The 21812-nt window shown below is 60.8% G+C and carries 19 protein-coding genes; 6 read left to right on the top strand and 13 right to left on the bottom strand.

Going from position 1 to position 21812, the window contains the following annotated elements; translation table 11 throughout:
- Positions 1-4: 4 nt before the first annotated feature.
- The 4 genes from RAE19_RS03570 to mutS form a co-directional block, all read right to left on the bottom strand.
- Positions 5-808: an alpha/beta hydrolase gene (locus tag RAE19_RS03570; RefSeq protein ID WP_313873624.1), complete on the bottom strand. Its 804-nt coding sequence runs from the start codon at positions 806-808 to the stop codon at positions 5-7.
- Positions 809-818: 10 nt separating this feature from the next.
- Positions 819-1646, bottom strand: coding sequence for a proteasome-type protease (locus RAE19_RS03565; protein WP_313873623.1), 828 nt, complete (start codon positions 1644-1646; stop codon positions 819-821).
- A 272-nt stretch (positions 1647-1918) separates the two neighbouring features.
- On the bottom strand, positions 1919-2212 hold the full coding sequence (locus RAE19_RS03560; protein ID WP_313873622.1) for a hypothetical protein: 294 nt from the start codon (positions 2210-2212) through the stop codon (positions 1919-1921).
- 88 nt (positions 2213-2300) lie between these two features.
- The gene (gene mutS, locus RAE19_RS03555) at positions 2301-4865 is read right to left on the bottom strand and encodes a DNA mismatch repair protein MutS (RefSeq protein WP_313876170.1); all 2565 of its coding nucleotides are present in this window, start codon (positions 4863-4865) and stop codon (positions 2301-2303) included.
- 146 nt (positions 4866-5011) lie between these two features.
- Here mutS and RAE19_RS03550 point away from each other — a divergent pair, with 146 nt between their 5' ends.
- On the top strand, positions 5012-7939 hold the full coding sequence (locus RAE19_RS03550) for a sensor domain-containing protein (protein WP_313873621.1): 2928 nt from the start codon (positions 5012-5014) through the stop codon (positions 7937-7939).
- Positions 7939-10878 (top strand): sensor domain-containing protein, encoded by a 2940-nt coding sequence (locus RAE19_RS03545; protein WP_313873620.1) that lies wholly within the window; start codon positions 7939-7941, stop codon positions 10876-10878. Before RAE19_RS03550 ends, RAE19_RS03545 begins: the two co-directional genes overlap by 1 nt.
- Here the strand turns inward: RAE19_RS03545 and RAE19_RS03540 are convergent.
- Positions 10875-11789 carry an inositol monophosphatase family protein gene (locus RAE19_RS03540; RefSeq protein WP_313873619.1) on the bottom strand — a complete coding sequence of 305 codons (915 nt, stop codon included), beginning with the start codon at positions 11787-11789 and terminating at the stop codon, positions 10875-10877. The two genes, RAE19_RS03545 and RAE19_RS03540, sit on opposite strands and share 4 nt — an antisense overlap.
- 133 nt (positions 11790-11922) lie before the next feature.
- On the opposite strand from RAE19_RS03540, the gene RAE19_RS03535 reads away from it, so the two are divergent.
- Positions 11923-12762 carry an RNA methyltransferase gene (locus RAE19_RS03535; RefSeq protein WP_313873618.1) on the top strand — a complete coding sequence of 280 codons (840 nt, stop codon included), beginning with the start codon at positions 11923-11925 and terminating at the stop codon, positions 12760-12762.
- A gap of 9 nt (positions 12763-12771) precedes the next feature.
- Entirely contained in the window at positions 12772-13545 is a 774-nt protein-coding gene (gene cysE / locus RAE19_RS03530; protein ID WP_313873617.1) for a serine O-acetyltransferase, read from the top strand.
- A 91-nt stretch (positions 13546-13636) separates the two neighbouring features.
- On the opposite strand, the gene mog is transcribed toward cysE, so the two are convergent.
- Together mog and yjgA are read right to left on the bottom strand one after the other, a co-directional pair.
- Positions 13637-14215, bottom strand: coding sequence for a molybdopterin adenylyltransferase (mog, locus tag RAE19_RS03525; RefSeq protein WP_313876169.1), 579 nt, complete (start codon positions 14213-14215; stop codon positions 13637-13639).
- An 11-nt stretch (positions 14216-14226) separates the two neighbouring features.
- Positions 14227-14883, bottom strand: a complete 657-nt coding sequence (gene yjgA, locus RAE19_RS03520; protein ID WP_313873616.1) for a ribosome biogenesis factor YjgA — start codon at positions 14881-14883, stop codon at positions 14227-14229.
- Between the two features lie 23 nt (positions 14884-14906).
- Here yjgA and pmbA point away from each other — a divergent pair, with 23 nt between their 5' ends.
- Positions 14907-16319: a metalloprotease PmbA gene (gene pmbA, locus RAE19_RS03515; RefSeq protein WP_313873615.1), complete on the top strand. Its 1413-nt coding sequence runs from the start codon at positions 14907-14909 to the stop codon at positions 16317-16319.
- A 10-nt stretch (positions 16320-16329) separates the two neighbouring features.
- Positions 16330-17127: a DUF4399 domain-containing protein gene (locus tag RAE19_RS03510; RefSeq protein WP_313873614.1), complete on the top strand. Its 798-nt coding sequence runs from the start codon at positions 16330-16332 to the stop codon at positions 17125-17127.
- Here the strand turns inward: RAE19_RS03510 and RAE19_RS03505 are convergent.
- From RAE19_RS03505 to ybiB, 6 genes are all read right to left on the bottom strand, one after another.
- Positions 17124-17570: a GatB/YqeY domain-containing protein gene (locus RAE19_RS03505; protein WP_313873613.1), complete on the bottom strand. Its 447-nt coding sequence runs from the start codon at positions 17568-17570 to the stop codon at positions 17124-17126. The genes RAE19_RS03510 and RAE19_RS03505 overlap by 4 nt on opposite strands.
- A 121-nt stretch (positions 17571-17691) precedes the next feature.
- Positions 17692-17904: a 30S ribosomal protein S21 gene (gene rpsU / locus RAE19_RS03500; RefSeq protein WP_094477962.1), complete on the bottom strand. Its 213-nt coding sequence runs from the start codon at positions 17902-17904 to the stop codon at positions 17692-17694.
- Positions 17905-18044: 140 nt separating this feature from the next.
- On the bottom strand, positions 18045-19289 hold the full coding sequence (locus tag RAE19_RS03495) for an NAD(P)/FAD-dependent oxidoreductase (protein WP_313873612.1): 1245 nt from the start codon (positions 19287-19289) through the stop codon (positions 18045-18047).
- Between the two features lie 59 nt (positions 19290-19348).
- Positions 19349-20035 carry a methyl-accepting chemotaxis protein gene (locus RAE19_RS03490; protein WP_313873611.1) on the bottom strand — a complete coding sequence of 229 codons (687 nt, stop codon included), beginning with the start codon at positions 20033-20035 and terminating at the stop codon, positions 19349-19351.
- A 54-nt stretch (positions 20036-20089) separates the two neighbouring features.
- Positions 20090-20899 (bottom strand): uroporphyrinogen-III C-methyltransferase, encoded by an 810-nt coding sequence (gene cobA, locus RAE19_RS03485; protein WP_313873610.1) that lies wholly within the window; start codon positions 20897-20899, stop codon positions 20090-20092.
- On the bottom strand, positions 20896-21801 hold the full coding sequence (ybiB, locus tag RAE19_RS03480) for a DNA-binding protein YbiB (protein ID WP_313873609.1): 906 nt from the start codon (positions 21799-21801) through the stop codon (positions 20896-20898). Before ybiB ends, cobA begins: the two co-directional genes overlap by 4 nt.
- Between the last annotated feature and the right edge of the window lie 11 nt (positions 21802-21812).

Here is a 21812-nt window from a genome sequence, read left to right as displayed (position 1 = left end):
CTGCTCAGCCCCCGAGGTTGCGCAGGGCGGCTTCCAGCGCCGCCGCTGTCGCGAGAGGCTTTTCCATGGGGAAAAGATGGGTGCCATCGAGCATCATGTTCCGTCCCTTGGTGATTTTGTTGGTCAGATCCATGCCGACTTGCTTCATCTCTGCGGACTGGTCTCCCCCGATGAAAGCCACAGGGCATTTCAGCGGATGACGGGCCAACAAGCGATCTAGGTTGTCGGGCAAGGTGTTGTAGAAAGCGGTTTCTACATCACGGTCGAAGGCTAGCACGCGTTTGCCTTCGCTGTCTTCAGGGAAATCGTGTACGTAATCCATCAAGACTTGCGGGTCCCAGCGGGCAAAAGCCTTTTTGTGCTGGAAATGCGCAAGGGCCGCATCGGCGTCAGGCCAGCTGTTGCGCCGTTTGCGGCTCACCGCGCCCGGCGATATCGACCCCACGAGTTGGGTGGTTTTGGCCAAGCCCACCATGCGCGAGCGCCAGCCGCCCACCAAGGGGGAGTCGATCAACACCACACCTTTGGCCAGACCGGGCTGGCGCGCCGCCGCCATCACACTCAAGAAGCCCCCCAGCGAGTGGCCCACGAGCCAGACAGGCTCGCCGGCTTTTTCGACGATGGGGGTTGCAAAGTCCACCAGCTGTTGTACGACGTTCGGCCAGTTGTTGCTGACCGGGTAGCGTGGATCATGGCCGTATTTGTCAACGGCTTTGACGCTGTAGCCCCGGGCACGCAGGCTTTTGAAAAGCACTTTGTAGGTGGCGGCGGGAAAGCTGTTGGCGTGAGAGAAAACGATGGTCGACATGCGGGCGAGACTAAATCAATTTCTCGTCAGGGGTGGTGATTTTCTTCAATGGCAGGCTGCGGGTGCTGGGTATCAACAGCGGCACATCGGTCTGGCCGCCGTTCCACATCGGGTCTTCAATGCTGTCGAATACTTCTCGCAGCTTCTGGCCCCAGCTGTTGTGCAGCATCTTGAAGTACGGGTTGTTCTCGTCGATGCACACCACTTTGTCGGTGGCAAAGGTGTTGGCCTCGTACACCACCATGTCCAGCGGCAGGCCCACCGACAGGTTGGACTTGAGGGTGGAGTCCATGGACACCAGCGCGCATTTGGCGGCCTCGTCCAGCGGGGTGTCGGGGGTGATCACCCGGTCCAGCACCGGCTTGCCGTATTTGGATTCGCCCACCTGGAAGTACGGCGTCTCGGGGGTGGCTTCGATGAAGTTGCCGGCCGAGTAGACCTGGAACAGGCGCATGCCTTCGCCCTGGATCTGACCACCGAAGATCAGCGATACATTGAAATCCACGCCCGCGTTTTTGAGGGCAGCGCCGTCACGCTCTTGTACCTTGCGGATGGCCGAGCCTAGTACGCGTGCTGCATCGAACATGCTTTTGGCGTTCCAGATGGTGATGCCTTCGTCGTCCTCGTGGTCCTTGAGCTTTTCGATCTGCAAGATCTCGCGGACTGATTGGGAGATGCTCAGGTTGCCGGCCGAGAGCAGGACCATGAAGCGGTCGTTGGGCTTCTCGTACACGATCATCTTGCGGAAGGTGCTGATCTGGTCGAGCCCGGCGTTGGTGCGGGAGTCGGAGAGAAACACCAGGCCGGCGTTGAGTTTGATGGCGACGCAGTAGGTCATTTTTATTGTCGTTGAGGGCGAAACCTAGAGTGTATCGGGGTGGGGCGGGTGGACTTTGCGGGGCAGTCCTTGCCGGGTGGGGAGGCGGTGTGCGGGCCGGGGGCTAATGAACCTTCGGTTTTTAAAATCGCCCCCAACCCGCACACCGCCTCCCCGCCCGGCAAGGACATGGGGTTTGCGGGACGCGCTTTTGGCGCTGCGCAAACGCTTCGCCTCCCGGGAAACATGCGTTATCGCCGAGTTGGTGTACGTTCAGTTCAAGTTGTCTTAAATCAGCTGACAAACCTTGACACTAACCAACATCCTAGCGACCAGCCTAGACAAACACACCAAACAAAGGTGTAGTTGGGTTTGAAGTCCAAGCGCTTTACTTTCCAAAAAATATGAATCGCGGTGACGACGAAAAGGGCGATCAATCCCAGCCAGTTGATGAGGTCGAAAGCCGGGGAGATGGCCCCTTTTGTAACCGCGTAATTGAAGACAAAACTAAGCGCAGCTCCGATAGTCCAACCTAAGTATTCAGCGGTTTTGGAAAGGTCTGCTTTTGTAATGGGTTCTTGAGGCATAGCAGATCCAGTTGAGTTAGACGATCATGTGTGTATTGCCAGCTCCGCGAGGCAGCAAAGCTGAGTTGCCTTACGCGTCTATGTACCCTTACGCCTTACCTGCCAAAGCTTTCAGCTGATACAGCGCGTCCATCGCTTCTCTGGGGCTCATCGCATCAGGGTTGATGGCTGCAAGCGCCGTCTCTACAGCGCTGGCAGCTACTATTTCTGTAGCGGGTGGCGCGGCGAACAGGTCCACCTGGGCTTGCGACTCGCTGGCCTGGGCTTCCAGTGCGTCCAGGGTGTGGCGGGCGTGGTTGAGCACTGCTGCCGGCATGCCGGCTAGGCGCGCCACTTGCACGCCGTAGCTCTTGCTCGCCGGACCGGGTTCGATGGCGTGCAGGAACACGATGTCGCGGCCCGCTTCGGCGGCGCTCACGTGCACGTTCAGCGCCGCATGGTGGGTAGCGGGGAACTCAGTCAACTCGAAGTAGTGGGTGGCAAATAGGGTGAAGGCCTGGGTTTTGTCGTGCAGCTGGGTGGCAATCGCGCTTGCCAGTGCCAGGCCGTCAAAGGTGCTGGTACCCCGGCCGATTTCGTCCATCAGCACCAGGCTGTGCGGCGTGGCGCTGTGCAGGATCTGCGCGGCCTCGGTCATCTCGAGCATGAAGGTGGATTGGGCGTTGGCCAAGTCGTCTGCCGCGCCAATGCGAGTGTGGATGGCGTCGATCGGTCCCAGCCGGCAAGTCTGCGCGGGCACGTAGCTGCCGATGCTGGCCAAGAGCACGATGAGGGCGACCTGGCGCATATAGGTCGATTTACCGCCCATGTTGGGCCCGGTGATGATCTGCATGCGCTGCTTCAGGCCGAGGCGCGTGTCATTGGCGATGAAATTTCCACTACTGAGTTCAGCCAGCCGTGCCTGCACCACGGGGTGGCGGCCTTGAGTGATGTCGATGCAGGGCTCGGTCACAAACTGCGGGGCGTTCCAGTCCAGCGTGAGGGATCGCTCGGTCAGCGCGCACAGAGTGTCCAGCGCGGCGAGGGATTGGGCCACGGCAGTGAGCGCAGGGATGTGCGCCTGCAACTGGTCCAGCACCTGCTCAAACAGCCATTTCTCGCGGGCCAGGGCGCGCTCTTGGGCGCTCAGGGCCTTGTCTTCAAAGGCCTTGAGCTCGGGGGTGATGAAGCGCTCGGCATTCTTCAGGGTCTGGCGGCGGCGGTAGTCCTCGGGCACTTTGTCCACTTGGCCGGTGGTGACTTCGATGTAAAAGCCGTGCACCTTGTTGAACTGCACCCGCAGGTTGGCAATGCCAGTGCGGGCTTTTTCGCGGACTTCGAGGTCCAGCAAAAAGGCATCGCAGTTGGTCTGGATGGCGCGCAGCTCGTCCAGCTCGGCGTCGAAGCCGTCAGCCATCACGCCACCGTCGCGCACCAGAGCAGCGGGCTCGGGAGCAATGGCGTGCCCTAGCAGGGCAATGGCATCGGCTGGTGGCTGAAGATGGCTGCAAATATGAGCCAAATAGCCCTCTAGCCCTCGTAGATTCTGCGCGAGTAGCTCTGTTTTTTGTAGCGTTTGCACCAGCGCCACCAGCTCGCGTGGGCGCACTTGGCGCAGCGCGATGCGGGCCGTGATGCGTTCTACGTCGGCGCAGCCCTTGAGCTGGCCGCGCAGGGTTTGCCACAAATTGGAACGTAAGGTGCCTATAGCCAGCAGGCGGTGTTGCGCCTCGGTGCGGTCGCGCAGGGGCTCCAGCAGCCAGCGTTTGAGCAGGCGGCTTCCCATGCCGGTCATGCAGGTGTCCAGCAGGCTGAAGAGGGTAGGGCTGTCTTCGCCACGCAGGGTCTGCACCAGCTCGAGGTTGCGGCGGGTGGTGGCGGGCAGGTCGATGAGCGCGTCGTCGCGCTGCACTTGCACGCTGTGGATGTGGGTGAGCGTGCGGCCCTGGGTGTGTTCGGCATAGCCGATCAGGGCGCCCGCTGCGGCGTGGGCCAAGGCCAGCTCTTGCGCGTTCCAACTGCTCAGGCTCGCGGCTTGCAGCGCGTCCAGCAGTTTGCGCTGGCCCAGAGCGCTGTCGAACTGCCATTCGGGGCGGGCGGTCAGGTAGACAGCTGTGCCGTGGCGCAGGCGCTTGATGCGGTCTTCAAAGGTGGTGGTGCAACCTGCGCTGTAGGCTAGCTCACTGGGGGCGATGCGGCTCACCCAGTCGGGTACTTCGTCAGGCGTGCATTCGGCCAGAAACACCACGCCCTGGGTCACAGACAACCACGCCAGGCCGCAGCGGTTGCGCGGGCCCTGGTGCACAGCCATCAGCATGGACTCGGTTTTCTCGGACAGCAGCTCGGCGTCGGTGAGCGTGCCGGGCGTTACCACGCGCACGACTTTGCGCTCCACCGGGCCTTTGGTGGCCCCCACTTCGCCGGTCTGCTCACAAATGGCTACCGACTCGCCGTGGCGGATCAGTTTGGCCAGGTACCCTTCCATCGAGTGAAAAGGCACGCCTGCCATGACCACCGGTTGCCCGGCAGACTGGCCTCGGGTGGTGACGGTGATGTCCAGAATCCGGGCCGCCTTTTCGGCGTCGTCATAAAACATCTCATAAAAGTCACCCATGCGGTAGAAGAGCAGGGTGTCGGGATGGTCGGCTTTGAGCCCCAGATACTGCTGCATCATGGGGGTGTGCTGGTCGAGCGGAGCGGAGGCTGGGGGACGTGTCACAGTAGGGGGAGAAGGTAGTCAGGCGAGGGCGTGCTGCACTTGGCGCAAGCCCGCTTCAGGCCCTATCATAAGGAGGTCACACACCAAAGATACCGCCTACAGTGCAACCTCTTCCGGAATCTTCACCGTTTGATCCCGATGCTTCGGCTGCTGTCGACCATCCACCGCCAGCCGGTGTGGGGGCGGGTGTGTTTCACATCATCTTCGAGTCCAGTCCGGAGGCGATCGCGCTGACACGGGTCCGCGATGGTGCCATCGTCCAGGTAAACCGCGAATGGGAGTCCCTGACCGGGTATCGCCGCGAGGAGGTGGTGGGGCGCACCGCGCTGGCCTTGGGCCATTGGCTGCACCCTGAGCAGCGCACATCGATCTTTGGCGATCTGAAGCCCGGTGGTCGGGTGATGGACGTAGACGTGTCCCTGGTCATGAAGGACGGCTCCCCACGCGTAGTGCGCCTGAATGCGACCATGCTGATGGAAGCGGGTGAGGCGTACATCCTGATTTACCTGCGCGATGTCACCGCTGACTTGTTGGCCCGTGAGGCGCTGAGGTCAGGTGAGTTGGCCCTAGCCAATGCAAATACAGTAATGAATCGGCAGGTCAAGCTGCACGAGCTCACCGAGTCGGTGGCGCAAGTGGGCCATTGGGTGAACTACCCCGGAGACAAGACCGTCTACCTCTCCCCCGGTCTGGCCCAGATTGCGGGCTTGGAGCAAGAGGCGGTTGTCACGATGGACATGTTGTGGGGGCGAGTGTTTCCGGAGGATCTGCCCGCGTTGCACCAAGCGCGCCATCGGATGGACGGCGAAGTGGTGGAGTTCCGATCTTCCGGCCCCGGAGGACGGACGCTGTGGGCGCGTTCGCGCATGCACCGCCAAGTGGTGGACGGACGGGTGCTAGCTGACTTCGGGGTGGTTCAAGAGTTCACGCAGGAGCGCGAAGCGCGCGACAGCCTCCAGAAACAATTCGATTTCATTCACAAAATCACCAGTCGCGCGCCCGGCATGTTGTTTGAGTTCCAGCGTTTGCCGAATGGGCGGTTCAGATTTCCATTCGTTAGCGATGCGGTTCGACAATTCTTCGGCGTCACAGCCGAGCAGGCCCAACTAGATTCCCGGCGCGTGATGTCGCGCATCCACCCACAGGATGTCAATCAGGTCATCAACACCACTCTGCACGCGACAGAGACCATGCAGCCTTGGCAATGTGAGTTCAGGGCGCAGGTGCCCGGCGCGCCGCTGCGCTGGTTGTTGGGGGCTTCCGTTCCAGAAAAGCTCACCGACGGCTCTGTGCTGTTCACTGGCGCCATCACTGACATCACCTCGCAAAAGCTTGCTCTTGAAAAGCTTCAAGAAAGCGAAGAGCGTTTTCGCAGTCTCTCCAGCCTGTCTTCAGACTGGTACTGGGAGCAGGACGCCGAGTTGCGCTTCACCCGCATCGATGGCAATGGTGCCAACACGGACCGTTTGGCGCCGCAGTCGTCTATCGGTCGCACCCGCTGGGACTCAGGCGGGCAAGGGGTTACTCCATCGCAGTGGCGAGCTCACATCGCAGCTTTGGAGGCCCGCCAAACCTTTCAAGATTTCGAGATGCAACGGGAGCTGTCAAACGGGCAGCTGATGTGGATATCGATCAGCGGAGCCCCTGTTTTTGACAGCCAGGGCCGGTTTTGCGGCTATCGCGGCACAGGGCGGGATATTTCATCGCGAAAAGCGGCAGAGTCTGAAATCGAGCGCCTCGCTTTTTTTGATGCGCTCACAGGCTTGCCGAACCGGCGGATGCTCTTGGACCGGCTCGGGCTGGCCTTGTCGTCGAGCCACCGCAACAGCCAGCACGGTGGCCTGCTGTTTATTGACCTGGACAACTTCAAGGTACTCAACGACACCCTCGGCCACCACATGGGCGATTTGTTGCTCAAGCAAGTGGCCCAGCGTTTGCAGGAGTGTGTGCGCAGTGTCGATACCGTGGCCCGTCTCGGTGGCGACGAGTTCGTGGTCATGTTGGAAGAATTGCACGCCGATGCCGGGATCGCGGCCACTGAGGCAGAAGCCGTCGCCAAGAAAGTGCTGAACACCCTGAACAAGCAGTTTGCGCTGGGCAACCACAACATGCACAGCTCACCCAGCATCGGGGTTGCCATGTTTTGCGGGCACGCAGAAGGGATTGAGGAGCTGCTCAAGCGGGCGGATCTCGCCATGTATCAAGCCAAAAATGCGGGCCGTAACACCGTACGCTTTTTTGATCCGGCCATGCAGCTGGCAGCCTCTGCCCGTGCAGAGATGGAAGTCGACCTGCGCAAGGCCCTGCAGGAAGAGCAGTTGGTGTTGTACTACCAACCGGTGGTGACCGCCAATGGGGCGATAACCGGCGTAGAAGCCTTGGTGCGGTGGATGCACCCCGTCAAAGGCATGGTGTCGCCGGGTGAATTTATTCCACTGGCAGAGCAGACAGGGCTCATACTGCCCCTGGGGCAATGGGTGCTGGAGGCAGCCTGTGCCCAGCTGGTGGCGTGGAGTGCGGATCCGCACACGCAGCGTTTGAGCGTGGCGGTGAACGTGAGCGCCAGGCAGTTCCGGCATCCCGATTTCTCGACCCATATTCTTGATTTGTTGCGGACCACCGGGGCGAATCCCTACCGCCTGAAGCTGGAACTCACTGAAAGCCTGCTCTTGACTGATTTTGAAGAAGCGGTTTTGAAGATGAGCGAACTCCGGTCGATCGGGGTGAGCTTTTCACTCGATGACTTTGGCACGGGCTATTCGTCCCTGGCGTACTTGAAACGGCTCCCTTTGGATCAGCTCAAAATCGATCAGTCGTTCGTACGCGACGTGTTGACCGATCCGAACGATGCCGCGATCGCGCGCACGATTTTGAGCCTTGCCAAAAGCATGGACCTCGGGGTGGTGGCGGAGGGCGTCGAAACAGCGGGGCAGCGCGACTTTTTGCTCGCGGCCGGGTGCCACGCTTTTCAGGGTTACTTTTTCGGCCGGCCAGTGCCTGTCGAGCAACTGCAACTAAGGCCCTTGTAATGTCTGAAAACGCCGCCTCCGGTGATGCGGTTCCCCTGACCGAGCTGGACGGCTTGCGCACCGCCAATGCGTCGCTGGAGCGGGTGAACCGCCGCCAGTTCGATATGTTGCAGGCGCTTTTTTTGCACAGCCCGGCCGCCATTTCTTTGCAAAGTGTCGAAGATGGCCGTTTTGTGGATGTCAATATCCAATGGCAGCGGTTGACGGGCTACTCTTGGGAGCAAGCGACCTCAAGCACTTCTCTGGGCTTGGGGTTCTGGCCGGATATCGAGTCCAGAAACCGCGCGCTGGCGGAGCTGGAGCAAGACCCTTCCCTCTCGGGCGTGGAAATCAACTTCATTAACGCCCGCGGCGAAAACATGTTGCTGGAGTGGCGTGGCTCGGTCATGCAGATTGCGGGCGAGTCGTTTTTGCTGGCGTATTTGATCGACATCACCGCGCAGCGAGTGGCCCAAGAGGCCGTGGTTGAGGGCGAGCACGCTTTGCAAGAGGCCAATGACGATTTGCGCGGACAAGTGGAGTTGTACGAAGAAACCGAAAAGCTGGCCCAAGCAGGTCATTGGATCGTGCCCCAGGGCCATTCCAATCCGCGGTGGTCCCGGGGCCTGTTTCAGATGGCACGCATCCCATGGACTGAAAAGATAGGCCCTGATGTGTGGGAAGCCGGCCTGCACAAAGAAGACCGGGCGAACTATCTCGCGGCGCGCGAGGCCATGGATGGCCGGTTGGCAGAATTCCGGTGGACTTGCCGCGATGGAGATGTGCGCTGGTGGCGCAGCCGCATGCACCGTTACCACCGTCAGGATGGCAGCTATGTGGACTTCGGTGTGGTCCAAGACTTTACCGAAGAGGCATTGGCCGAGCAGGTGCTGCAGCAGCGTTTGGACGTGATTCAGCGCTTGACCAGCCGTTTGCCGGAGATGGTGTTTCAGTTCGAGATGTTCACCCGCGACAGCGGTCGCTTTGTGTTTGTGAGCGATGCGTGCAGTGACATTTTTGGCGTAACTCCGGAGGAGGCGCGTGCCAACCCCGCCAACGTGTTCCGTTTGGTGCATAGCGATGACATCATCCAAACGCTGAAGTCCATGAACGCCGCGGCGTCCGACGGGATGACCTGGGCCCAGGAGTTCCGTATCCGACGCAAGGATGGCACGGTGCGCAGCTTGTTTGGCAAAGCGATTGTTTTTCTGGAGCCCACGGGCCGCTTTAATGCGTATGGCTCTCTGACCGATGTGACGGAGCACAAGGCCTCGCTGGCGGTGCTTCAGGAGAGCGAAGCCCGGTTCCGAGCGCTGACGGAGCTCTCCTCCGATTGGTACTGGGAGCAGGATACTGACCACCGCTTCATTCGTTTTGACGGCGCCTTGCAGGCCGGCAAGACCAAAACAGGGGAGCGGAATATCGGGCTGACCCGATGGGATGCCGGTGCGATCAACATGACAGACGCTGATTGGCAAGCCCATCGCGCCCTGCTGGATGCGAGGCTGCCTTTCTATGAGCTGGAGCTGTGTGACCACGATGCGGACGGCGTAGTGTTTTGGATCTCTGTCAGCGGCGCTCCCATTTTTGATTCGCATGGCGTGTTCAAGGGCTACCGGGGCATCGGACGGAGCATTACCGAGCGCAAGGCGGACGAAGCCAAGATTGAGCGGCTCGCCTTTTACGATGTGCTCACCGACCTGCCGAACCGCAGGTTGCTGCAAGACCACTTGCAGTACGCAGTGGCGGCCTGCGCCCGCGGGCGCCTGCACGGGGCATTGCTGTTCATTGACCTGGACAACTTCAAAGACCTCAATGACACCCGGGGGCACGATGTCGGCGACCGGCTGCTCACCCTGGTTGCCAGGCGCCTGCAGGCCTGCGTCCGTGAATCGGACACGGTGGCCCGCCTGGGTGGGGATGAGTTCATTGTTCTGTTGCAGGACCTCGATGGCACAGCAGCCCAAGCGGGTCTCCAAGCCGAAGCGGTGGGGCAAAAAATCCTGCTCCAGTTGAATGCCCCGTATGACCTGCCCGGTGGCCCGCACCACAGCACCCCCAGTCTGGGCATTGTGCTGATTCACGGGCAGCGCCAGTCGGTGGATGAGCTGCTCAAGCAAGCCGACTTGGCAATGTACGAGGCCAAAGCGGCGGGCCGTAATACGCTGCGGTTTTTCGATCCGGCCATGCAGTTGATGGTGGCCCAGCGCGCCGAGCTGGAGTCGGACCTGCGCCTCGGGTTGAAGCGCGGTGAGTTGATGTTGTATTACCAGCCCGTGGTGGATGCGAACAGAGCTGTGGTGGGTGCTGAGGCGCTGTTGCGCTGGCTCCATCCGGGGCGCGGTCTGGTGTCACCCTTGGAGTTTGTGCCTTTGGCAGAGCAGACCGGCTTGATCATTCCGGTGGGTGTGTGGGTGTTGCAAACCGCGTGCGCGCAGCTGGCGCAATGGGCGTCAGACCCTTTGACCGCCCACCTGACCGTTGCGGTGAATGTGAGCGCCCGTCAGTTCCGCCAGGATGAATTTGTGTCTCAAGTGCAGGGCGCGCTCCAGCAAACCGGAGCCGACCCCAAGCTACTCAAGCTCGAGTTGACGGAGAGTCTGCTGCTTACCGACACCCAGGATGCCATCATGAAAATGGCCGCCCTCAGAAGCCTGGGCGTGCGCTTTGCGCTGGATGATTTTGGAACCGGCTATTCATCACTGTCGTACTTGAAAATGCTGCCCTTGCAGCAGCTCAAAATCGACCAGTCATTTGTGCGGGATGTACTCACCGACCACAACGATGCGGCTATTGCCCGCACGGTGCTCGCCTTGGGGCGAAGCCTCGGCTTTGATGTGGTGGCCGAGGGGGTGGAAACCGAGGGGCAGCGCCAGTTCCTGCTGGATCAGGGCTGCACCTTGTTTCAGGGGTATCTGTTCGGTCGACCGGTGCCGGTGGCCGAGTTTCGCTTCAATTAAAAGGGGGCGTCTTCGCCGCTTGCAGCGGGTGCTGCTGGCTCAGCGGCGACCGGGTTGTCGGCTTCGATGGCAGCCTGACGCAAAGCCGCTTTTTCGCCGGCAGGGGCGAACTTGCTGTACTTGCCCAAAAGGCTGACCAGCTGACCGTAGACGCGCGGGTTGCCGGCCAGGCACTCGTGCTGCTCCAGGAAATCAGCTTCACCGGTGAAGTTGCCTACCAGTCCACCGGCTTCGGTAACCAGCAAAGAGCCGGCTGCCACATCCCAAGGTTGCAGACCGAGCTCAAAGAAGCCCTCTGTGTACCCGGCGGCCACATAGGCCAAGTCCAGCGCAGCAGCGCCGGGGCGGCGCAGGCCGGCGGTGCGTTGCATCACGTCGCCCATCATTTGCAGGTATTGGTTGAAGTTGTCACCCTGGCGGAAGGGGAAGCCGGTGGAAATCAGCGACTCTTTGAGCTGGGTGCGCTTGGAGACGCGGATGCGGCGGTCGTTCAGGTAAGCGCCGCGGCCTTTGGTGGCGGTAAACAGGTCGTTGCGGGTAGGGTCGTACACCACGGCTTGCTCGACCTTGCCGCGCACCGCCAAGGCAATGCTGACGCAGTACACCGGCAGGCCGTGGATGAAGTTGGTGGTGCCGTCCAGCGGATCGATGATCCAGACGTATTCGGAGTCGCGGGCGCCGAATTCGCTGCCCGACTCTTCGGCGAGGATGCCGTGGCCGGGGTAGGCCGTCAGCAGGGTTTCTATGATCGCTTGCTCTGCAGCCTTGTCCACTTCCGTGACAAAGTCGTTGGCCTTTTTCTGTGACACGCGAACGGATTCGATGTCCAGCGCAGCGCGGTTGATGATGGAACCGGCGGTGCGGGCGGCCTTGATGGCCACGTTGGCCATGGGGTGCAGATTGAGCGTCATGAATTGCTGGGGGAAGAACTGGAAGGACCGCTTGGCGATGCAGGCGGCGACAATAGGCGCATTTTAACGGTTCGGCTTTGGTTGCGCACCCTATCTTTGTGCGGTTGCAGCAATTTGGCCTCATTCAGTCTGCATGCACACCCGATTTATCCTCATCAATACCAGCCACGCTGGCAATGTGGGCGCCGCTGCCCGCGCCATCAAAACGATGGGTTTCGACGATCTCGTGCTGGTCGCACCCCGGTGGGCCAATGTGTTACGCCGGGAAGAAACCATTCAGCGCGCCAGTGGCGCCTTGGATGTGCTGGACAAGTGCCGCATCGTTGACACCCTGGATGAGGCCTTGGATGGCATCACCCATTTGTGCGCCACTGCCATGACTCCGCGGGACTTCGGGCCGCCCACCACCACGCCGCGAGAGCACTTCGAGGCGCTATCAAAAAAGGAGCTGCTCGCGCAGACTCCATCGGCGCCGGGCAATGATTTGGCATCTGAACCTGCAACGCTGGGGCAGCAGGGCATCGGTTTTTTGTTCGGCTCTGAGCGCTTCGGCATGCGCAATGAAGACGTCTACCGCTGCCATGTCTGCCTGTCCATTCCCAGTAATCCGAGCTTCGGCTCGCTCAATATCGGCGCGGCCCTGCAGGTCATTGCCTATGAGTGGCGCTTGGCCTTGGGTGGTTTTGGAGTTCAGTCTCCTGTCGCTCCGTCACACCTGGCCGATGCAGCGCAGGTAACGGGCATGTTGACGCATCTGGAGCAGTCGCTGGTGCAGCTGGGTTTTCTCGATCCTGCGGCGCCCAAAAAGCTGATGCCCCGGCTCAATGCCCTGTTCAACCGGGCGCAGGTCACGCAAGAGGAAATCCACATCCTGCGGGGCATTGCCAAAGCCATCCTGCAGCAAAGCTCGCAATCGCCTGCCCGCAGTGCGGATTTGGTGGCGGTAGACGGCAAGCCGGTCTTGAAGGGATAGACTGCCACCATGTTTGCCCGTATCCGATCCGACATCCAGTGCATCCTTGACCGTGACCCCGCTGCCCGCAGTACCTGGGAGGTCATCACCTGTTACCCCGGCCTGCATGCGGTGGTGTTGCACCGTCTGGCGCATTGGTTCTGGACCCACGGCCTGAAGTGGCTGGGGCGCTTTACTTCCCACATTGCCCGTTTCCTGACTGGGATTGAGATTCACCCCGGGGCCAAGCTGGGTGAGCGCGTCTTTTTTGACCACGCCATGGGCGCGGTGGTGGGGGAGACAGCCGAGATCGGCGACGGTTGCACGATTTACCAGGGCGTGACCCTGGGCGGCACCAGCCTGTACAAGGGCGCCAAGCGCCACCCCACACTGGGCAAAGACGTGGTGGTGAGTGCCGGTGCCAAAGTGCTCGGTGGTTTTGAAGTGGGTGACGGCGCCAAAATCGGCAGCAATGCCGTGGTGATCAAGCCTGTGCCTGCGGGGGCGACAGCGGTTGGTATTCCGGCGCGCATCATTCCCAGCAAAGAGGGTATGAGTGCGGATGTGACCACCCAAGACCGCAAGTTCACTGCTTATGGCATCACCCAAGACGACGACCCGGTGAGCCAGGCACTGCGCGGCCTGGTGGACAGCGCCTCTGGCCAAGACCATCAGATTGCCATGCTGTGGAAAGCCGTCGAGCAACTGTCAGCGCGCCTGGCAGACAGCGACTGCGTGCCCAAAGACGCGGCCCGCAAAGAGTGCTTTGAGGCCGCGAAAATTAACGAGCTGATCGGGAAGTAGAGTACACCCCCGAGCGGCTTTGCCGCCTCCCCCTTGCAGGGGGCGACACCGGTGGCCCGGCTGAGCCGGTTCCACGGTGTCTCTGGTGGGGTCATGTGCGCCGGATGGCGCTTTTGGGGCGGAAGGACTTGCAGACGGTGTCTACGGTGTCGATGTAGGGGCCACCGATCAAGTCTACGCAGTACGGCACGGCCGCAAAGATGCCGGGTACCACTTGCTTGCCCTCGGCGTCCTTCACGCCTTCCAATGTTTCTGCAATCGCCTTGGGTTGGCCGGGCAGGTTGATGATGAGTGTCTGGTCGCGGATGACGGCGACCTGGCGCGACAAAATCGCCGTGGGCACAAAGTTCAAGCTGATGGCGCGCATTTGCTCGCCAAAGCCCGGCATTTCCTTGTGTGCGACTGCCAGCGTGGCTTCCGGAGTGACGTCCCGCAGTGCAGGGCCAGTGCCGCCGGTGGTAAGCACCAGGGCGCAGCGTGCGTCGACCAGTGCGATCAAGGTGTCCTCGATCGTGTGCTGGTCGTCGGCAATCAAGCGGGTTTCAAACACTACCGGGTTCTGCACCGCGCGGCTGATCCAGTCTTGCAGCGCCGGTATGCCTTTGTCTTCATAGACGCCGACAGATGCCCTGTCGCTGATAGATACCAGGCCGATGCGCACCTCATCCATCGCGCTACCGTTCAATCCTCGTCTCCTTCGTCATCCTTGGCAGCCGCATCTTGCTTCGATGCTTCTTGGTGGGCCAGCAAGGACTCGCGCACGAGTTGAAAAATTTCGCGGTACGAGCGGCCGTGGCGGATCGCTTCGCCGGGTTTTTCGGGTTTGGCGTCTTTGCGAGCCTGGCGGACCAGAGCCCGCAGTTGCTGGCTGTCGGTGTCTGGGCTCAGATTGAGCCACTGGCCGACGGCATCGTCATCGGCAATCAGCCGGTCGCGCCATTGTTCGGCTTGGTGGAGCACCATGGTTTCTTGGACCGACGGCATATGCTGTTCTTCGAGCGCTGCGCGGATCTGGTCCCATTTGGCCGGGTCGAGTTTGCGCATCAGCTTGCCGATGAACTGCATCTGGCGGCGTTTGCCCTCAAAGTTGGTGATGCGTTTGGCTTCCGCCACGCCTTCCACCAACCGGTCGGGCAGTTCTAGTTTGATCATCAATTCGGCGCGCATGTTCAGCAGGTCTTCCCCCAGCTTTTGCAATGCGTCGCTTTCTTTTTTGAGGTCGGTGCGGGTCGGTTCATCCGTGCCCTTGAGTTCGCGCTTGTACTCCAGATCGAGTGCGCTGCCTTCGGCAACGAACAAGCCCCGGACGTAATAGCCTTTTTTTAGTTTGCGTGACATAGCCAAGTATCATATCCGTCGCCATGAAGAAACCCACCTCCGCCCGTCCCCAGCCCTCCACACCCTCCGTAAAACCTGCCGACAGCGGTTTCGCCTACACCCGCGCTTTTTTCGAAACCCGCGTGGATGCTGCGTTGGCCCACGCCAAAAAACTGGGTGCCAGCGATGCCGGGGCCGAGGTGTCGGAAGGTTGTGGCCTGAGCGTTTCCGTTCGCAATGGCGAACTCGAAAATGTGGAGCGCAACCGGGACAAGTCTTTGGGCGTCACGGTTTACCTCGGCAATCGCCGGGGTAATGCGAGCACCTCTGATTTTTCGGATGCGGCGATTGAGCAGACGGTGCGTGCCGCCTATGACATCGCCCGTTTCACGGCAGAAGATCCGTTTGCCAGCCTGCCCGATGCGGACGACATCGTGCCGGTCTCCGAGCGCGAACGCGAGTTGGATTTGTTTTTCCCATGGGCCGTGACCAGTGAGCAGGCTGCTGCCCTCGCGCTGGAATGCGAAGCCGCCGCACTAGGTGTGAGCAAGCGCATCACCAATAGCGAAGGCGCGGCGGTATCTGCGCAGCAGTCGCACTTTTTCAGTGCCCATACCCGCGGATTCCGGGGTGGCTATGCTTCCTCGCGTCATTCGTATTCGGTCTCGCCGATTGCCGGCAAGGGCAAGGACATGCAGCGCGACGCATGGTTCAGCTCCATGCGCTCTGCGGACGAATTGGCATCGCCCCAAGCGGTGGGTCGCTATGCGGCAGAGCGCGCATTGAGCCGCTTGAAGGCCCGCAAGATCGCCACCGTAGAGTGCCCTGTGCTGTTTGAATCGCCGCTCGCTGCCGGTTTGTTGGGCGCTTTTGTTCAAGCTGTCAGTGGTGGAGCCCTCTACCGCAAGAGTACCTTTCTGCTCGACTCGTTGGGCAAGCAAGTGCTCCCCAAGCACATCGACATTCAGGAAGATCCGTTTGTGTTGCGCGGCAAGGGCAGCTCCCCATTCGACGACGAGGGTGTGCGTGTGCAGCCCCGCAAGGTGGTTGATGCCGGCCGGGTGCAGGGCTACTTTTTAAGCAGCTATTCCGCTCGCAAACTAGGTATGCGTACCACCGGCAACTCCGGTGGCTCCCACAATTTGACCTTTACCTCACGCCTGACCAAGGCCGGCGATGACCTCGATGCCATGCTGCAAAAGCTCGGTACCGGCCTGTTTGTCACGGAGTTGATGGGGCAAGGCGTGAACTACGTCACGGGCGATTACAGCCGTGGCGCCAGCGGCTTCTGGGTCGAGAACGGTCGCATCGCTTATCCGGTCCATGAAATCACCATCGCCGGTAACATGAAAGACATGCTCAAAGGCATTGAGGCCGTCGGCGCCGACGCCTACAACTACGGAGCCAAAACGGTAGGCTCTGTGCTGCTGAATCGCATGAAAGTGGCAGGCAGCTGAAAGGGTATTGATGCGGCGATTTGCAGTCGGAGTGGGTGCCCTCGCGGTGTTTGCCGGGCAACTGGCATGGTCTCAAACTCCAGCAAATACCACCCGCACCTTGCACCCGTGGCAAGCGCCCATGCCTGCCGGCAACTCAGAAGCGTATTTCACTAACCTTAAGTCCGGTGACCGGATTGAAACCCCTTATGTCTTGAAGTTCGGCTTGTCCGGTGGCTGGGGTCTGGCGCCGATCTCCAAGCCCATGGCGGGCAAAAGCGGCCACCACCATTTGCTGGTGAATCGTGATTTGCCTCTGGATTTCAAGGCGGCGCTGCCCTTTAACGAGCAGTACATCCACTTTGGCAAAGGCCAAATGGAAACCGTGCTCACGCTGGCCCCGGGAACCTACACCTTGCGGATGCTGTTGGCCGACGACAAGCATTTACCCCATTTCGTGTACAGCAAGCCTTTGAAGGTCACGATCACCAAGAAAAACGCCGTAGACCCCAAATCTTTGGTCAAACCCGGGTTGGCATTGACGCTGTCTGAGGGCGAGCAGAAGCCGCCATTCCGGGTGCAGTTCCATGCTTCCGGTCTGAATGTCGGCCATGCCGCACAGCAGGAAAAAGACACGGGCCATTTCAAGCTCACCATCACCAGCAAGACGGGCGCGGTGGCTGAAATGGACTTCGCGGAGGGACAAACCGAAGCATGGTTGGCCCCGCCCGCCGGGAATTACACCCTCAAGCTGGACTTCGTCGACAACTTGAACCCCCAGCAAGTGTTGACGGGGCCGGTCACGGCCACTGTCAAAGTGAAGCCTTAGCCCGCCAGTGCGGCCTTGACGGCTGCGGATACGGTGCCCATCTCGGCCTTGCCGGCCAATTTGGTTTTGACCGCACCCATGACCTTGCCCATGTCGCCGGGGCCTGAGGCACCCAGTTCTGCCACGATGGCCTTGACTTCCGCCAGCACCTCGTCAGCGCTCATGCGCTGTGGCAAGTAGGCTTGCAAAACTTTCATTTCAGCCGCTTCTTTGTCAGCCAGCTCTTGGCGTTCCGCTTTCACGAAGGCCTCAATCGAGTCCTTGCGTTGCTTGATCAGTTTGTCGACGATGGCGACCACCATGGCGTCGTCCAGCTCCACGCGCTCATCGACTTCCTTTTGTTTCAAGGCGGCCAGCAGCAGGCGGATGGTGCCCAAGCGCTCGCTGTCTTTGGCGCGCATGGCGGTTTTCATGTCTTCGGTGATCTGGTCTTTGAGGGACATAGCGGTGCTTCCTGAGAGTGAAACAAAAGGGGTGAGTTCAAAATGAAAAAAGCCCGCCGGAGCGTCCCCAGGCGAGCTTTTGTGGGCTGCGTAGCTCGTGAGAGCGACCAGGCCGCGAAGATTAGTACATCTTCTTAGGGAGTTGCATGCTGCGGATGCGCTTGTAGTTACGCTTCACGGCAGCTGCCTTCTTGCGCTTGCGCTCTGCAGTGGGCTTCTCGTAGAACTCGCGGGCGCGCAGGTCTGTCAGCAGACCCAATTTTTCGATGGTGCGCTTGAAGCGACGCAGTGCTACGTCAAAGGGCTCGTTTTCTTTTACACGGATCGTTGTCATTACGTAATGAATTCCAAAATATGCTGTTCGTTGGCATGAGGGAAGATCGGGCCCTGCACGTCTGAATCAGCGAAATGTCCCCATCTGTTATTGCTTAACTAGTATTGGCCGATGGGGGTTCTGCCAGAAGCAGCCTGCGATTATAGCGCCTTCAGGCGGGCTGCCAAGCCATGCGCACACGCAAAGCCGCTGGCCCAGGCCCATTGGAAGTTGTATCCGCCCAACCAGCCAGTGACATCGGTCACTTCACCGATGAAAAACAGGCCTGGTTGTTGGCTCTCCAGGGTCTGGCTGGACAACACTTTGGTGTCTACACCGCCCGCGGTGACTTCGGCTTTGCGATAGCCCTCGGTCCCGGTGGGCGTGAGTTCCCAGCGGGACAGGCGCTCGGCCAGTGCGTTCAAGGCCTTGTCGCTGGCTTCATTCACGGGGCGCTGCCAATCATGCCCCCACGTGGGGCCCTGGTTCACCCAGGTATCTGCAAGGCGGCTGGGCACCAGACCTGCCAGCTCATTAGCCACCCGTTTGCGCGAGCTGCTTTTGGCCTGCGAGAGGTGTTGTGCCAAGTCCACAGTGGGCGCCAGGTTGAGGCGGATAGGCGTGCCCTCGGCCCAGTAACTGGAGATTTGCAGCACCCCGGGGCCGGACAGGCCGCGGTGGGTGAAGAGCAAATCTTCGCGGAACGACATGCTGCTTTTCTTGCTGCCGGTTGCAATATCGACCGGCAGCGACAAGCCTGACAGCTCGGCGAACGGAGCCCACGAGGTTTCGTCGAAAGTGAGCGGGACCAGCGCCGGGCGCGGGGTAATCAGCGGCAGGTTGAACTGTTTTGCAACCCGGTAGCCGAAATCGGTGGCGCCGATCTTGGGTATCGACAAGCCGCCGGTGGCAATCACCAGCGCTGCGCAGTGGATGGTGCCGCGGTCACTATCAATTTCATAGCTGCTTGCGCAGTTTCCATGGGGGCTAGAGGCCGAAAAGCGTATATTTTTGACGCTGCAGGGTTGCCAGCGCTCTACACCACCTGCGGCGCACTCGGCCAGCAGCATGGCAATCAGGTCTTCGGCAGAGCGGTCGCAAAAGAGCTGGCCCTTGTGTTTCTCGTGGAAGGCGATGCCGTGTTTTTTAACAAGCGCCACAAAGTCAGCGGGGGTGTAGCGCGAAAGTGCGGATTTGGCAAAGCGCGGGTTCTCGCTGATGAAATTGGCCGCACTCACGTCCATGTTCGTGAAGTTGCTGCGCCCGCCCCCGGAGATGCGAATCTTCTCGGCGACTTTCTCGCTATGGTCGAGCACCAGAACCTTCAGCCCGAGCTGTCCCGCCACACCGGCGCAAAACAAACCGGCAGCCCCGGCACCCACGATCACCACGTCAAAACTATGCATAGGCGCGCAGTGTAGGCGACGGCAAGGGTCTATGGGGGGTCGGAGATACGACCTTTGCGCTAGGCGTGCTGCGACTTGCGATCTGCCAGATGGATGGCCTTTTGGGTCAATCGGTCGACCTCGGTGCTGATGCCCGAAAGCACATTGGCCACCACCGCAAACTCACGCCCCTTGTCGCCGGCACGCGCTGCAATGACTTGGGCATTGAAACTCACGATCTTGGCTTCCCGGGCGATGGTGTGGATGTCCGACACGATTCCGCTGAGTTCTTTGAACAGGTTGTCCGATTGGGCCTGGGCAATCGCGTCAAAGGTGCTGGTGGCTTTGTTGAGCGCATTCAGGACCGTGTCGTTGTCGGCCACCATGTCGGCCAAGAGGGGGCGCGCATCACCCTTGCGGCTGATGGTGTCGAGGGTGCGGCGCATCCGGTCGATGAAGGTTTCTATCGTGACTCCGATGCCTTGCGGCCCCTCGTACACCGCGCGCAACTGGCGGGCACTGAGCGGCTCGTAGTGGTTGAGGGTGGCCAGCAGTTTGGCCTCGCTGTCGCAAAACAGCTGAAATGTTTTCTGGGCGGCCTGCAGTTGGGTGGTGTCGCCGTGGGATGCCAATAGGGCTTGCATGATGACCCGCTGTGACAGCATGCGCTGGCGGGCTGCCAGGTTGAGGTCTGACAAAGGCGCATTGGCACCCGGGGCGGGGGCAACGGCAGGAGCAGGAGCAAGCGTGGTTGCGGGGTGCGACATGGGCAACTGGTGCGTGGTGAGGGTGCCCACAACGCCGCAAGTTGCGTGCCGGTTTCAGTGGGCGCGTTGGGCGCCGGCAGAGGCGCCGGTAGTAGTGTCGGCTTGCGCAGCAGCCAGCAAGCCGCTCATCACATCGCCCACCACGATCACGCTCGGGCTGGCCAAATGTTCGCGAACAATGGTGTCCTGCAGCTCGCCCAATGTGCAAACTGCGTGGCGCTGGTGCGGCAGGCTGGCGTTTTGAACGACGGCTACCGGCGTGCTGGCTGCCAAGCCTTGCAGCAGTCCGGCTTGGATATCAGCAGCGCCGCTTACGCCCATGTAGATCACCAACGTCAGTTTGGCCTGGCGGGCGGCTGTGGCCAGTGCAGGCCAGTCGGTGCCGCTGTCGCCGGGTTTGGCGTGGCCGGTGACAAACACCACGCCATGCGCATGTTCGCGGTGGGTGAGGGGCACATTGAGGGAGGTCACCGCCGCCAGTCCGGCGGTCACCCCATTGACCACCGACACGCGGATGCCGGCTTCTTCAAGGTGCTCCACCTCTTCGCCGCCACGGCCAAAGATGAAGGGGTCGCCGCCTTTGAGTCGCACCACGTTTTCGCCCTCAAGGGCTGCGGTGATCATGAGGCGTTCGATGAATGACTGGGGGGTCGACTTGCAGCCGCCGCGCTTGCCTACATGGACGATGCGGGCCGCCGGGTTGGCATGGGCCACGATGGCGTCGTTCACCAAGTCGTCCACCAGCAGCACGGTGGCTTGCTGGATGGCTTTCAAGGCCTTGAGGGTGAGCAACTCCGGGTCGCCGGGGCCGGCGCCCACGAGCGTGACATGGCCTGCGGCCGGGGTGTTCAGGGTGTTTGTCATAGTGCTTGGTGCAACTGCAAGATGTGCGCCACTTGCTCTGCAATCGGGGCAGGAATCGGGCTCTCTCCGTTCAATACCGATTGTATGTAGGCCGCGGTGCTGGCCGCATCGATCGCGGTGGGCAGCTCCGGCAGCGCAGTCAACGAGCCGGCCTGGTAGGCCTGCAGGTCGGTCGCCTTGCCGGCCACGAAGGCTTGCATCTTGGGGGTGCGGCGGGCGTCGGCCACAGCTTCGCCCTCGGTGCCGCGGATCAGCAGGGCGTTGGCTTGCACCAAGGCGAAGGTGTCCGCCATGGACACTGCGTATTCGGGGTGGGTGTAGCTGCTCACCAGGAGAGCCGGGCCGTCCACCGGGTTCATCAGTTTGACCAAGCTGTGCGCGGGGTTGCGCAGGTTCACGACGCGGCGCACATCGAGCAGGCGCTGCAGGCCGGGTAGCAGGGTGCCGGTCGGTACAAAGGCCACACTGCCATTTGCTATTCTTTTAGTAGCTGCTTGCGCAGATATACCGAGGCCTGCGAGCACTTCAGACACAAAAACGCGCTTGTCCTCGGTAGCGGTGCCGTGGATCAGCACAGGCAGGCCTTCGCGTGCCAGCAACAGGGCCAGCAGCGGCGTCAGCAGCGGCAGTTTGCGCGCACCGTTGTAGCTGGGAATGACCACCACCGGAACATCGCTGGCGGGCAGCAGGGCCATGCGGCTGCGTACGGCGTCCAGAAACCCGGCCATCTCAATGGCGGTTTCGCCCTTGATGCGCATGGCCAGGCAAAAGGCGCCCACTTCGAGGTCGGTGACGGTGCCGTCTAGCACTTGGCCCAGCAGGTCGGCCGCCTGCGCTCGGTTGAGCGCACGTGCGCCGTCTTTGCCGCGACCGATTTCTTTGATGTAGTTGCCAATAGCCATGCCGCGATTGT

The organism is Rhodoferax potami (genome assembly GCF_032193805.1).
Taxonomy (GTDB): domain Bacteria; phylum Pseudomonadota; class Gammaproteobacteria; order Burkholderiales; family Burkholderiaceae_C; genus Allorhodoferax; species Allorhodoferax potami_A.
Note: the sequence above shows the minus strand (reverse complement) of the source record. Positions and strands in the feature narration are given on the sequence as shown.